Source organism: Cellulophaga algicola DSM 14237, from assembly GCF_000186265.1.
In the GTDB taxonomy this organism is placed as follows: Bacteria; Bacteroidota; Bacteroidia; order Flavobacteriales; family Flavobacteriaceae; genus Cellulophaga; species Cellulophaga algicola.
Genome location: NC_014934.1, coordinates 2,342,587 through 2,356,891, shown reverse-complemented (window position 1 = coordinate 2,356,891; position 14,305 = coordinate 2,342,587). Strand labels below are relative to the sequence as shown.

The 14,305-nt window shown below is 35.8% G+C and carries 9 protein-coding genes and 1 tRNA gene; 1 reads left to right on the top strand and 9 read right to left on the bottom strand.

Going from position 1 to position 14,305, the window contains the following annotated elements; genetic code table 11:
* Positions 1–8 precede the first annotated feature (8 nt).
* Genes CELAL_RS10230 through CELAL_RS10210 form a run of 5 tightly spaced genes read right to left on the bottom strand, consistent with a single transcriptional unit; the run spans position 9 to position 7,380 of the window.
* Positions 9–569, bottom strand: coding sequence for a c-type cytochrome (locus CELAL_RS10230; protein WP_013550834.1), 561 nt, complete (start codon positions 567–569; stop codon positions 9–11).
* A 10-nt stretch (positions 570–579) separates the two neighbouring features.
* Positions 580–1,101, bottom strand: a complete 522-nt coding sequence (locus CELAL_RS10225; RefSeq protein WP_013550833.1) for a DUF3341 domain-containing protein — start codon at positions 1,099–1,101, stop codon at positions 580–582.
* A 2-nt stretch (positions 1,102–1,103) separates the two neighbouring features.
* On the bottom strand, positions 1,104–2,831 hold the full coding sequence (nrfD, locus tag CELAL_RS10220; RefSeq protein WP_013550832.1) for an NrfD/PsrC family molybdoenzyme membrane anchor subunit: 1,728 nt from the start codon (positions 2,829–2,831) through the stop codon (positions 1,104–1,106).
* A 37-nt stretch (positions 2,832–2,868) separates the two neighbouring features.
* The gene (locus CELAL_RS10215; protein WP_013550831.1) at positions 2,869–6,006 is read right to left on the bottom strand and encodes a TAT-variant-translocated molybdopterin oxidoreductase; all 3,138 of its coding nucleotides are present in this window, start codon (positions 6,004–6,006) and stop codon (positions 2,869–2,871) included.
* Between the two features lie 39 nt (positions 6,007–6,045).
* Positions 6,046–7,380: a c-type cytochrome gene (locus CELAL_RS10210; RefSeq protein ID WP_013550830.1), complete on the bottom strand. Its 1,335-nt coding sequence runs from the start codon at positions 7,378–7,380 to the stop codon at positions 6,046–6,048.
* 233 nt (positions 7,381–7,613) lie between these two features.
* Here CELAL_RS10210 and CELAL_RS10205 point away from each other — a divergent pair, with 233 nt between their 5' ends.
* Positions 7,614–7,973, top strand: coding sequence for a translation initiation factor IF-2 (locus tag CELAL_RS10205; RefSeq protein WP_013550829.1), 360 nt, complete (start codon positions 7,614–7,616; stop codon positions 7,971–7,973).
* Between the two features lie 1,295 nt (positions 7,974–9,268).
* Here CELAL_RS10205 and infB read toward each other — a convergent pair.
* The 4 genes from infB to CELAL_RS10185 form a co-directional block, all read right to left on the bottom strand.
* A complete protein-coding gene (gene infB / locus CELAL_RS10200; protein ID WP_013550828.1) occupies positions 9,269–12,145 on the bottom strand; it encodes a translation initiation factor IF-2 in 2,877 nt (958 codons plus the stop codon).
* A 44-nt stretch (positions 12,146–12,189) separates the two neighbouring features.
* Positions 12,190–13,422: a transcription termination factor NusA gene (gene nusA, locus CELAL_RS10195; protein ID WP_013550827.1), complete on the bottom strand. Its 1,233-nt coding sequence runs from the start codon at positions 13,420–13,422 to the stop codon at positions 12,190–12,192.
* A gap of 12 nt (positions 13,423–13,434) precedes the next feature.
* The gene (rimP, locus tag CELAL_RS10190) at positions 13,435–13,896 is read right to left on the bottom strand and encodes a ribosome assembly cofactor RimP (protein WP_013550826.1); all 462 of its coding nucleotides are present in this window, start codon (positions 13,894–13,896) and stop codon (positions 13,435–13,437) included.
* Positions 13,897–14,084: 188 nt separating this feature from the next.
* Positions 14,085–14,156 (bottom strand) — tRNA-Gln (locus CELAL_RS10185).
* Positions 14,157–14,305 lie beyond the last annotated feature (149 nt).

Here is a 14,305-nt window from a genome sequence, read left to right as displayed (position 1 = left end):
TCTATGTATTATTTTGTTAAGTCTTGTTTTAATTTGATCACGTACTCAGCAACTTGCCAACGCTCTTTCTCGTTAAGCTGGTTTGCATAAGAACCCATTGAGTTCAATCCGTAATAAATGGTATGGTACGTACTACCTACCGTAATATTTCTACCAACATCTGAATAATTAGGGACACCTAATATTTTTTCGCGATCTACTAAAGTTCCTTTACCATCACCTTTAGAACCATGGCAAATTGCACAATATATTCCGTATAATTCAGAACCAACTGCCGTATTTTTCTCAACTTTTAGAGAATCTAATGGACTCGCTTGAAGTCTTGCTAATTCCTTACCATCAAGACCGTTTGCAAATTCATAAGGCATTTTTCCACGTGGAATAGTATGATCTACAGGCTGACCTGCTTCAGAACTATTTGGCAGAAATTCTACTTTCTGATAAGTCTCGTAACCGATTGACTCATACATATTCGGCATGTATTGATAATTCCTACTATTCTTGTTTGAACAAGAAGCAAAAGAAACCAAAATTAAACCGATTGCTATAATTTTTATAAAACTCTTCATAACTCTTAGACTACTTTTCTAAAATATTAATTTCAACAGCTCCCGATTCAGCTAACAATTGCCATAGTTCATCTTCATTATCATGGATTTCAATTTCCATTAAAAAATGATCATCAGTGGTTCTCTTATCTGGATTCTCTGCTTCTTTAAAAGGCCATAGTTTACTTCTCATGTAAAAAGTAATTACCATTAAATGCGCCGCAAAAAACACTGTAAGTTCAAACATAATAGGAACGAAAGCCGGCATATTTTCTAAATAGCTAAAGCTAGGCTTACCTCCAATATCTTGTGGCCAATCTTCTATCATGATGAAATTCATCATAACGGTTGCTACCGCAAGACCAATACACCCATAGATAAACGCTGTAATAGCTATTCTAGTTGGCGCAAGACCCATTGCTTTGTCTAGCCCGTGAACGGGGAAAGGACAATAAACCTCTTCAATATGATGCTTAGCTTCTTTTACTTTCTTTACAGCGTGCATTAACACGTCATCATCTGTATAAAGTGCATGTATAACTTTAGATGCCATATCTACTTATTGTTATTTAAAATCTTAGCTTGACCTGCCCAATCATCTCTCTGTGCTCTTCCTGGGAAAGAACCTGTAATTGAATCTAACAAATCATATTCTTTTTCAGTCATCTTACTCACTTGAGAAAACTTGAATATACCAATCTGGTTTAACGTTTTTTCCATTTGAGGTCCAATTCCTTTTACTTCTTTTAAGTCATCAGGAGTTTCCGTTGCGGGATCAAATACTCCCAATGAATTCAATAATGAAGAAACTTGCTCTTTATCTGCCGCTATAGGCAAAGACTTATCTTCTACCACTGGTCTTTTTGATGGAACTACTTGCTTTACTTCATATAAAGGTTTCCCTGCATCTCGAAGTAATTTATACTTCTCACCTGAAGCTTTCATAATAGACTTCACCTCTGCTTGCGCAATTACTGGGAACGTTCTTGCATATAATAAGAATAATACAAAGAAGAATCCAATAGTTCCTATAAATATTCCAATATCTACAAATGTAGGTGAGAACATTGTCCAAGAAGAAGGTAAGTAATCACGGTGCAATGATGTTACAATAATTACAAAACGCTCAAACCACATTCCTATGTTTACCACAATAGAGATAAAGAAAGAGAACAAAATACTTGTACGCAATTTTTTAGACCACATAAACTGAGGAGAAAACACATTACAAGTCATCATTGACCAATATGCCCAAGCGTAAGGTCCCGTAGCTCTATTCAAGAAAGCATATTGCTCGTATTCTACCCCAGAATACCAAGCCATCCATAATTCCGTGATATAAGCACAACCTACTATTGAACCCGTTAACATAATAACGATATTCATTAACTCAATATGTTGTAATGTAATATAATCTTCCATATTACACACTTTTCTCATAATTATAAGAAGCGTGTTTACCATTGCGAATCCTGAGAAGATAGCCCCAGCTACGAAATATGGAGGGAAAATTGTTGTATGCCAACCAGGTATAACAGAAGTAGCAAAATCAAAAGATACAATCGTATGTACAGAAAGTACCAATGGAGTCGCTAAACCAGCTAATACTAAGGAAACCTCTTCAAAACGCTGCCAATCTTTAGCACGACCCGTCCAACCAAAACTTAATAAGCTATATATTTTTACCTGAAATGGCTTAACTGCCCTATCACGAATCATAGCAAAATCTGGCAACAAACCTGTCCACCAAAATACTAAGGAAACAGATAAGTATGTTGAAATTGCAAATACATCCCAAAGAAGCGGTGAGTTAAAGTTTACCCATAATGAACCAAATTGGTTAGGAATAGGTAAAACCCAATAGGCTAACCATGGACGACCCATGTGAATAATTGGAAATAGACCTGCTTGAACTACCGAGAAGATAGTCATTGCTTCTGCAGAACGGTTAATTGCCATTCTCCATTTTTGACGGAATAATAAAAGTACTGCCGAAATTAATGTTCCTGCGTGACCAATACCAACCCACCAAACGAAGTTAGTAATATCCCAAGCCCATCCGACTGTTTTGTTTAATCCCCAAGTACCAATACCCGTAGATATGGTATAGAGGATACAACCAATTCCCCAAAGGAAAGCTACTAATGCAATAGAAAATACAATCCACCATTGCTTATTAGCTCTACCTTCAACAGGAGCTGCGATGTCCACAGATATGTCATGGTAGCTTTTGTTTCCAAGTACAAGTGGTTTTCTAATAGGTGCTTCGTAATGCGACGCCATATTTTATATTATAGTTACGTTGATCTTAAATTATCTTTTATACTTCTTCAGTATTTCTAACCTTAACATGATAGAAAACATTTGGTTTTGTACCTACATGTTCCAACAAGTGATACATACGATTGCTTTCTTTTAATTCTGCAATCTTACTCTCCTTATCATTAACATCTCCAAACACCATAGCTCCACTACTACACGCAGAAGAACAAGCCGTTTGAAATTCTCCATCCTTAACAACTCTACCATCTCTCTTAGCATCAAGAATCGTTTTTTGTGTTTTTTGCATACACATAGAACATTTTTCCATAACACCTCTAGAACGTACAGTAACATCTGGATTAATCACCATCTTACCTAAGTCATTATTCATGTGATAATCAAACTCGTCATTATTGTTATATAAGAACCAGTTAAATCTACGCACTTTATAAGGACAGTTATTAGCACAGTATCTAGTACCTACACAACGGTTATAAGCCATATGATTCTGACCTTGACGACCATGTGATGTAGCAGCAACCGGACATACAGTCTCACAAGGAGCATGGTTACAGTGTTGACACATTACAGGCTGAAAAGCTACCTGAGGATTAGCAGAAGGATCTTCTAGCTCTCCAAAACCTCCTAAAGAGCCCTTATCACCAGTTAAACCATCAAACTCATCTTTCTTAACATTATCACCTTCAAAAGTATCTTCTGAAGAATAATACCTATCAATACGCAACCAGTGCATATCTCTAGATAATCGAATTTCATTTTTACCAACTACAGGAACGTTATTTTCTGCATGACATGCAATAACACAAGACCCACAACCTGTACAAGCATTTAAATCAATAGACAAGTTAAAGTGATGCCCGATTGAACGGTCAAAACTATCCCATAAATCTACAGATGTAGCAGCAACTTCTTGGTGATCTAAGGAAACGACCGGCTGAATATTCCATTCCCCAGCATCCTTAGTATTAAATATCTCTAAAGTAGTTTCTTTAATGATATCTCCTCTACCCATTAGCGTTTTATGTAACTGAACACAAGCAAACTCATGATTCCCAGCTACCTGCTCAATACTAACAGATTGTGTATTTGAAAAGTCTTTATACAAAGCATAGGCGTTAACACCTGTTTGCATTTCTTCTTTTAAACCTTCTTTTTTACCGTATCCAAATGACAAGCCAATTGTACCAAGTGCTTGACCAGGCTGAATTATCACTGGAACATTAGTAACAGAAACACCATCTACTGTAATCTTAGCATAACTCCCATCTAGACCACCATTTGCAACATTTTCATTTACAAATCCTAATCTATCAGCATCCTGCTTAGATACCGTAACATAATTATCCCAAGACACACGTGTAATAGGATCCGGAAATTCCTGCAACCATGGATTATTAGCCATTTGACCATCACCCATACCCGTTTTAGGATACAAAGTCATTTCCATTCCTGAACTACTTGCAGAAGCCAAGCTTCTCAACGCAGATGCCAAAGGAATAGCTGCAACCTGAGGCGCTTCTTCAACAGAAGCTTCAGTAGCCATAACTGGAGCCATAACATTTTCCACTACCTCTTCAACAACGGAAGATTTAGAAACATAAAATCCATCATGTAATGCTTGATTCCAATTACTAGAACCTAAGACAGAAGAAGTCCAAGTTTCTTTTATATAATCATAATACGCCGTATCGCTTCCCATCCAAGTTAATAACGAAGACTGAAATTGACGTGTATCAAATAATTCTTTTATTGCAGGTTGAACTAAACCATAATGTCCTTTTTTCATTTGAACATCACCCCACGACTCTAAGTAATGAGGAGCTGCAGCAACATAATTTACTTTTGCTGTAGTTTCATTATTAGAAATTGAGAAACTCAATGACAAATCTACCTTTTCAAGTCCCTCTGAAAAATCAGAAGCATTTGGCAATGAATATAAAGGATTAACTCCGTCCATAATTAAAGCACCAACTCTACCTGCCTTCATTTCTGAAATAAGAGCATTTACTGCCGTAATATTTCCCTGACGAATATACTTAGGCGAAGTTGCATCAAAAACAACACTCCCTAACATTTCATTTATAGCTAAAACAACAGCTTGAGCATTTTCATCATCTAAACCAGTTACTACAACTGCTTTAGATTTTGCTTTTCTTATTTGCGCTACCGCTAAATCAAGTGCCTTATGAGCACTATCACTAAGCTCTCCACCCACTGATGAATTATTAAGCTTAGCATATAGATTAGCTAATGCAACTTTTTGCTCACTAGGCTTTAACGCTACTCTTTTATCTGCATTTGCACCAGTTAAAGACATGTTTGACTCAAACTGAATATGCTTAGACATTTTTCCTTTCTGAGGAACTCTTCCTTTTGAATAACCACTATCATAGCCACCACCTTGCCAATCTCCTAAGATATCGGCACCGAAAGAAACAATCACTTCTGCTTTAGAAAAATCATAATCTGCCAAAGCTCTCTCACCGTATTTGGCTTGAAAAGCATTTAAAGCAGCTTCTTCAGAAATTGCATCATAAGTAACATGATTTACATTTCCAAAAGCTTCCTTAAATTCTCCAACTAATTTTGATGTAGATGGACTTGCATAAGTTTGCGTCAATAAAGCAATTTGTTTTCCTGAATTTCTTAATGCATTTAATTTACTTTTCACAGCAGCATCTAAATCAGCCCAACTAACAGCAGCACCGTTAGCCATAGGACCTTGTAAACGCGTACTATCATATAAATTCAAAACAGATGCGTTAACACGTGCATTAGCACTTCCGTTAACCACCGCGTCTGCATTATTATGTATTGAAATAGGACGACCTTCTCTAGTTCTTACCAAAACACTAGCGAAGTCAAATCCATTTGCAATAGTTGTTGCATAATGATTAGCCACACCAGGTATAATACTTTCTGGTTGCACAACATAAGGAATAGACTTAACAACTGGTCCTTCACAGGCTGCCAAAGTAGCAGCAGCGGTACTAAAACCAACATATTTCAAGAAATCCCTTCTATTTGTTGATGAAGAAGCTAAATTATCTTTATCTCCTAAAAACTCATCAACAGGAATATCTTGAACAAACTCATTATGTCTTAGCGTCTCAACAATGGAATCGTTAGGATTTAACTCCGCTTCGCTTTTCCAATATTTTTTGTTTGATGCCATACGTATATCTCTGAAATTATCTCTTGTTTGTTAACCCTATTAATAGTGACATTTACCACATTCCAAACCACCCATTTGAGCAGCCGTAAGTGACTCTACACCATATTTTTTTGAAAGTTCTGCATGAATCTTATCGTAATATTCATTTCCTTCTACCTTCACATTCGTTTCCCTGTGGCAATTAATACACCAACCCATTGTTAACGGAGAAAACTGTTGCATAATTTCCATTTCCTCTACAGGTCCATGACATGTCTGACACTCAATACCAGCTACTGAAACGTGCTGAGAGTGATTGAAGTAAGCGAAATCAGGTAGATTATGAATTCTCACCCATTCTACCGGTTTACTTTCACCTGTATAATTTTGATTCTCTTCATCCCAACCTACAGCTTTATACAGTTTCTTGATTTCTCCTGTATAAAACTCATTAGTATAGCCATTAGCAAGATCTTCTTGAGAAGGACCTTCTGGATTACCCGTATACTCTGAAATAGATTTATGACAATTCATACATACATTTAAGGAAGGAATCCCTGAATGCTTAGACACCCTTGCAGAAGAGTGACAATACTTACACTCTATCTTATTATCACCAGCATGTACTTTGTGAGAATAATGAATTGGCTGCACTGGAGCATACCCTTGATCCACCCCTACTTGCATTAAAAAGCCATATACAAAATAAGCCCCACCAAGTAATAACAATATCACAGAAACAAGAACTAAAAATTGATTTTTAGCAAAAGCCTTCCAAATTGGCGTTCTTTTTTTAGCATTATCTTTTTCAACAACAATTCCATTAGCTTCTGCAATTCTCGTTAAGGTCTTGTTTACCATAAACAACATCATAACCAAGAGCCCGAAAACTAAGACAAGCGCACCAAGCACAATCTCATTAGACAAACCTCCAGATTGAGAAGAAGCACCAGCTGCCGGAGCATTAGCCGCTTGAACGGGCGCCGCAGGTGGCGGTGCAGCAGTATACGCTAAAATATTATCGATATCAGCATTAGACAACGTAGGAAAAGCAGTCATGGCCGCTTTATTATACTCATTGTAAAGCTTATTTGCATAAGCATCACCCGAAGCTATAACACCAGAGCTATTTTTAATCCAAGCATAAATCCAATCTTTACCTAAACCTTCTTCAGACAAACGTTCTTCAACATTCGCTAATGCTGGTCCCGTCATCTTCTTATTCAAGGCATGACATGCAGCACAGTTTTGATTAAATAAAGATTTACCCTTAGCAGCATCACCAGCAGACGCAGTTTCGTCTTGCGAAAATAGGCTTGTCGAAAACAAAAGCCCAATTAATAAACTGACACCTAAAACTTTAGAAAATTGATTGCGGTACGTAACCTTTTTCATATTAAAATTATTTCTTACTAGATTTTGGCATGATTATTACAACAACCATTTACTGCAACAAATATACACCTCAAAATCGAATGCAAAAATACGACATAGACTTTATTTGCGAAATGTTAAGGTATTTATAATTTACAATTTATATTAATTCTAAATAAAAACAGAGTGCACTCCTTACTTATTAAAAAATTACTTTTGCAAGACAACAATACTAATTCAAACAGAAAGAAACAATGAAAAACATATACTATAGCGCTATTTTCTTCCTCTGCGCATCTTACATACATGCTCAAGATGGAAATATCACCATACATCAAGATGCTAAAATTCAGAAATTACTAGAAATATATAAATCCACCGAAGAAGACTCTGACGATTTTCAGATTCAAATCTATAATGGAACCCTTTCCGGAGCCAATAACCAAAAATCTAATTTAGATGCTGATTTTCCGTCTTGGAAAACAAAAATTAACCACGTAGACACAGATTACAGGGTAAGAATAAAAGATATTAAAACAGCATTGGAAGCGGAAAGAAAATACCTTGAAGTAAGAAAGAAATACCCTTCTGCTATAATCATTACACCAAAATAAAGTACTACTTACACGCATAGCTATCCCCTAATAAGCGATAGATTATCAAAGAAATAAATACACAAATTAAAGCTTAATGATTTTAACATCACTAAGCTTTTTTTTATTTGTACTGTTTTCTTTATAAGTAGATTTTGTTACTACATTTTATAAACATAAGCATGTATTGATTATACTAGATTAAATCTATGATAGGTCGTAATTTTATGTTTAATCAATTCATTTTTACAATACTATCTTCAATATTTTTAGAGATTCAGAAGTTGTACTTTAAAACACCATTCACTCTTTCGGTAGTTTAAATTTTAAACGGATGTTACTTTTCGCCATTAGATCCCATGACTAATGCCTACAAAGAACATGTAACCTACGACTACCCCTAAATACTCAAGTACATAAGATAAGTTATCTTTATTACATTGAACACAGGTTTCATTACCCAACCTCACTATTAATGTCTAGGAACGCTACAAATCCTCCATCTATGCTGTTTTTTTCTAAATTTAAGATAAGAACACTGAAGCTACACTAACTATGGTTAACTAATATCTATATATAATTTGTCTTGAGCATATAGAAAAAGACATCCCTCATTTAACCCTACTAATTCTCATTAAAATTTATACTATAATTTTATAACACTTAAAACGGCTATCGCTAAAACGATTTCATCCTTTAAAGTAATTTCGTTTAAACTATAGATCGTTTACAGGTGCGCAACGTAAATAAGTGATAACATATTGGCTCACAAAGCCTAATCATTCTACAACTAGAAACTCTCGACCCTTAGCGTAGACGCTTGAAGTTTTCAGTAACTCGTACTTGTCATTTTTTTCTAATTTCAATAGTTTATTTATTTTACGCCAAACCCACAATGACACTGAAGATGTTTACTTCTTTTAAACTGAACGTTAACTAAGATGTTCCACTCAAGCCTTTTCTTTTTCAAAAAGTTGTACGTCAATTTCAACTATTATTTTTTCTACTTTCTATAATATAGCTATACCGGATTTGCTTCATAGCTTACCCCCTATTTTATTCCCCATTGAATTGTGGTAGATCTTACTTGAATAGCAACTTAATAGAAGCCTGTAACCTAACGGGTACCCCTAAATAGACGTCACAAGTAACTTGTAGTTAAGAAATTAAAAATCATTTGAAACTGCCCTAAAGCCCTAGCATGTATCATTGTTTCTATCACACCATTATTTAGTGTATTGCTATTTAAAAACAAAAGAATATAAACAAAAAAAGACCCGATTGGGTCTTTTTTTTATCTGTACTATAAATTCCTATTATTTCAGTTTTTTCTTCACTGCAACTTCCTGGAATCCTTCTACTATATCTAACTCTCTAATATCATTGTAGTTCTTAATCTGAATACCACAATCATATCCTTTAGCCACCTCTTTAACATCATCCTTAAATCGTTTCAGAGAAGTAAGCTCACCTGTGAAGACAACAACGCCATCACGAATTAAGCGTATTCCTGAACTTCTAAGAATCTTACCACTAGTTACCATACAACCTGCAATAGTACCTACTTTAGATATCTTGAATGTTTCTCTAATCTCAGCAGTACCAGTAATTTCTTCCTTCATTACTGGAGAAAGCATACCTTCCATTGCATCTTTCAAGTCATTAATAGCATCATAAATAATAGAATACATTCTAATATCTATTTCTTCATTATCTGCTATCGTTCTTGCATTACCCATTGGCCTAACGTTAAACCCGATAATAACCGCATCAGAAGCCGAAGCTAACAATACATCAGACTCTGTAATAGGACCTACAGCTTTATGTATAATGTTTACTTGAATTTCAGCGGTAGATAACTTCTGGAATGAATCTGTTAACGCTTCCACAGAACCATCAACATCACCTTTAAGAATTATATTCAATTCTTTAAAGTCTCCTAAAGCAATACGTCTACCAATTTCGTCCAATGTAATATGACGTTGTGTTCTAACGGACTGCTCACGTAATAACTGACCACGTTTAGCTGCAATTTGTTTAGCCTCACGTTCATCTTCTAATACATTAAACTTATCACCTGCCTGAGGTGCACCATCTAAACCTAATATTGATATTGGAGTTGATGGAGGGGCAATTTTAACACTATTCCCGCGCTCATCATGCATAGCTTTAATCTTACCACTACATGTACCCGCAAGAACATAATCACCAATTTTCAATGAACCAGCTTGAACCAAGACCGTAGAAACATACCCTCTACCCTTATCCAAGAACGCTTCAACTACTGTACCCGAAGCTAATTTATCTGGATTTGCCTTAAGCTCTAACAATTCAGCTTCCAACAATACTTTTTCCAATAACTCTTTAACCCCTTGACCTGTCTTAGCAGAAATATCATGAGACTGTATTTTACCACCCCAATCTTCTACTAAAAGATTCATTTGAGCTAATCCGTCTTTAATTTTTTCAACATTAGCCGTTGGCTTATCTACTTTATTTATTGCGAATACGATTGGCACACCAGCTGCTTGAGCATGGCTAATTGCTTCTTTCGTTTGAGGCATAATATCATCATCAGCCGCAACTACAATAATTGCTATATCTGTAACCTGAGCACCACGTGCACGCATCGCTGTAAAAGCTTCGTGACCTGGCGTATCTAAGAAAGCCATTTTTTGACCACTTTCTAAAGTAACTCCATACGCTCCAATATGCTGTGTAATACCACCACTTTCTCCAGCAATAACATTTTCCTTACGGATATAATCCAATAAAGATGTTTTACCATGATCTACGTGTCCCATTACAGTAACAATAGGGGCTCTTTCTTTTAAATCTTCAGGCGCATCTACCTTCTCTTCGATAGCTTCTTCAATATCAGCTGAAACAAATTCAACTTCATATCCAAATTCATCAGCAACAATAGATAATGTTTCAGCATCCAAACGCTGATTCATTGTAACCATTATACCTAATGACATACAAGCTGAAATAATCTGAGTTGTAGAAACGTCCATCATCGTAGCAACTTCATTTGCCGTAACAAATTCAGTAACTTTTAAGATTTTACTATCTGCTTCTTTCTTCTCAAGATCTTTTTCAGTCTGTTGACGGTGCTGATCTCTTTTATCTCTTCTATATTTAGCTCCTTTACCTTTTTTAGATTTCCCTTGAAGTTTCTCTAAGGTTTCTCTAACTTGCTTTTGAACATCCTCTTCAGTAGGCTCAACTTTAACTACAGGCGCAAAACGCTGTACAGGGCCTCTTCTATTTCCCGGACCACTACCTGGCGGTCTACTAGGACGAGGTCCTGTATTACCAGTTCCTGTTCCAGAACCAGTATTATTATTGCTTACTATTCTTCTACGACGCTTCTTTTTATCAGCAGCATCATTTCCTTTAGGAGCTTCTTTTTTCTTCTTAGGTTTTTCAAACTTAGAAAGATCAATTTTTGCACCTGTTATTTTAGGACCAGTAAGTTTTTTGTATTGTGTTGTAAGCGTCTCAGATTCCGCTGGCTTTTCTTCCACCTTAGGCACAACAACTTCTTTAGGTTTAACTTCCTCTTTCTTAGGTTCAGTTTTAACCACTGGAGTTGGAGCAGGCTTCGGAGCAGGAGGAACAACCTTAGCAGGTGTCTTAACTTCCTGTCTCGGTTTCACTTTTGGTGCCAGATCAATTTTATCTACCACTTTAAATTTAGGCCTATCCGATGCTGAAGCTTTAACCACCTCAGGCTCCTTTTTAGGCTGAACCTCTGGAGCTTTTTCTACCGGTTTTTCAACAGGCTTCTCAACCTCTTTAGGCTTCTCTACCTCTTTCTTTTTGTTCTCTAAATCTATCTTACCAACAGTTTTAGGACCTGAAAGTTCAGCCTTACCTCTAATTACTTGTTCAGAAGCAGCTCTTTTTTCCCTTTCAACTCTTCTCTCTTCTTGCTCTTGTTCTAGCTGATGACGAATTGCTTCTTTTTCTTTCCGCTTTTCTTCTCCAACTTCCTTAGATGCAACTTTTTTGCTCATGTCCGTTTGAAACTCATCCAAAAGAACTTGATACACCTCATTAGAAATTTTAGTGGTAGGCCTTGCGTCCACATCGTGACCTTTGGAACCCAAAAAATCTACCGCCCTGTCGAGTGAAATGTTTAGTTCCCTTAGGACTTTATTAAGTCTTACTGTTGCATTATCTGCCATAAATACTTGTTACTATACTTATAAATTTCTTGCTAATATATAGCTTAATCTGCTAATTCCTCTTTTAAGATACGCACAACTTCTACAATTGTCTCCTCTTCTAAATCGGTACGCTTCACCAAGTCATCAACATCTTGCTCCAAAACGCTACGAGCAGTGTCCATTCCTATCTTCTTAAATTCCTCTATAATCCATCCCTCGATTTCGTCAGAGAATTCTGTTAACTCAACATCTTCCTCTACTCCTTCACGGAATACATCTATTTCATAACCTGTCAACTGACCTGCTAATCTAATATTATGACCTCCACGCCCAATTGCCTTAGAAACCTCTTCAGGTCTTAAATAAACTTGAGCTGTCATTTTCTCGTCATCTAACTTTACAGAAGAAACACGAGCAGGACTTAACGCTCTTGTCACTAAAAGTTGCGGATTACTAGTCCAGTTGATAACATCAATATTTTCATTTCCTAATTCCCTAACGATACCATGTATACGAGAACCCTTCATACCCACACAAGCTCCTACAGGATCTATACGATCATCATAAGAATCTACGGCTACTTTTGCTTTTTCACCTGGAATACGAACTACTTTTTTAACTGTAATTAAACCATCAAACACCTCAGGAATCTCCTGAAAGAATAATGCCTCCAAGAAAGCAGGTGCTGTTCTTGACATAACAATTACAGGCTTATTACCTTTTAACTCAACACTCTCTATAATACCACGAACATTATCACCTTTTCTAAAAAAGTCTGAAGGTATCTGCTTATCTTTAGGTAAAATTAACTCATTACCCTCATCATCCAATAAGATAACAACCTTATGTCTGATATGATGTACTTCAGCAGTATACAACCCACCTTCTAAATCCTTGAAATGCTTATATATTGTTGTGTTGTCGTGTTCATGAATTTTTGAAATCAAATTCTGACGAAGTGCTAAAATAGCTCTTCTTCCTAATTGAATTAACTTAACTTCTTCAGAAACATCTTCACCAACCTCAAAATCAGGTTCAATTTTACGAGCTTCACTTAAAGAAATCTCTTCATTAGGCTCTTCAACTTCACCATCTTCAACAACAATTCGGTTTCTCCAAATCTCTAAATCCCCTTTATCAGGATTGATAATGATATCAAAGTTATCATCAGAACCAAATTTCTTTTTCAGAGCGTTTCTAAAAACATCCTCTAAAATCGCCATTAGCGTTACTCTATCAATGAATTTATCGTCTTTAAATTCTGAAAAAGATTCGATCAGCGCTATATTTTCCATGTTGACCTACAATTAAAATTTTATAATAACTTTTGCTTCTTGAATATCAGAAAAAATAAATTCTTGTTTTTTCTGAACCGTAACCTTTCCCTTACCAATTGGCTTAGGCTCTCTAGCTTTCCATTCTAAAGTAATTCCTTGATCGTTTGCTTCCGTTAAAATTCCTTCAAATTTACCACCTAAAGTTTTCACTTCCAACTCTCTACCAATATTCTTTTTATATTGCCTCGGCATAACCATAGGCGTAGTTGCTCCAACAGAGGCCACTTCTAAAGAAAAATCTTCTTCTTCACGATCTAAATTACTCTCAATTGCTCTATTTATAGCGATACAGTCTTTCAAATTAACTCCAGTATCACCATCTAAGGTAATACTTATCTTATTTGCAGGCCCAATCGTAAAATCAATCAAAAAAATTGATTCATTCTCTTTCAAGGCACCCTCTAACAATTCTAAAACTTTCTCTTTAAACATAAACTTAAGCAATAAAAGAGGGGACAAATTGTCCCCTCGTATATACTATTGATTCTTACAGTCTTGCAAATATATAACTTTTTTGAACATTAAGCACATATACTTGCGATATAAGATTTAACAATTGAAACGATTTTAAACAAAAATTCCCTGCTCTTTTAGAAAGCAGGGAATTTTTTAAATTTCTGTTGGTCCACAAGGACTCGAACCTTGAATGACGGTACCAAAAACCGGAGTGTTGCCAATTACACCATGGACCATTACCTTTAAAAGCGGTGCAAAATTACAACAAAGTTTGACATCTACAAATGTTTTTCGAAAAAATTTTAAAAAAAAATTTAGAAAGGGGCTAAACCTTTATAAAAAAATGAATTACATATCTATATTAATTACTAAATTCGCCGTAATT

What these genes read in the sequence shown, in the direction of transcription:
- CELAL_RS10205 (WP_013550829.1), top strand. Translation starts at nt 7,614, where the DNA reads ATGAAAAACATATACTATAGCGCTATTTTCTTCCTCTGCGCATCTTAC.
- CELAL_RS10230 (WP_013550834.1), bottom strand. Translation starts at nt 569, where the DNA reads ATGAAGAGTTTTATAAAAATTATAGCAATCGGTTTAATTTTGGTTTCT.
- infB (WP_013550828.1), bottom strand. Translation starts at nt 12,145, where the DNA reads ATGGCAGATAATGCAACAGTAAGACTTAATAAAGTCCTAAGGGAACTA.
- rimP (WP_013550826.1), bottom strand. Translation starts at nt 13,896, where the DNA reads ATGTTTAAAGAGAAAGTTTTAGAATTGTTAGAGGGTGCCTTGAAAGAG.
- CELAL_RS10210 (WP_013550830.1), bottom strand. Translation starts at nt 7,380, where the DNA reads ATGAAAAAGGTTACGTACCGCAATCAATTTTCTAAAGTTTTAGGTGTC.
- nrfD (WP_013550832.1), bottom strand. Translation starts at nt 2,831, where the DNA reads ATGGCGTCGCATTACGAAGCACCTATTAGAAAACCACTTGTACTTGGA.
- CELAL_RS10215 (WP_013550831.1), bottom strand. Translation starts at nt 6,006, where the DNA reads ATGGCATCAAACAAAAAATATTGGAAAAGCGAAGCGGAGTTAAATCCT.
- nusA (WP_013550827.1), bottom strand. Translation starts at nt 13,422, where the DNA reads ATGGAAAATATAGCGCTGATCGAATCTTTTTCAGAATTTAAAGACGAT.
- CELAL_RS10225 (WP_013550833.1), bottom strand. Translation starts at nt 1,101, where the DNA reads ATGGCATCTAAAGTTATACATGCACTTTATACAGATGATGACGTGTTA.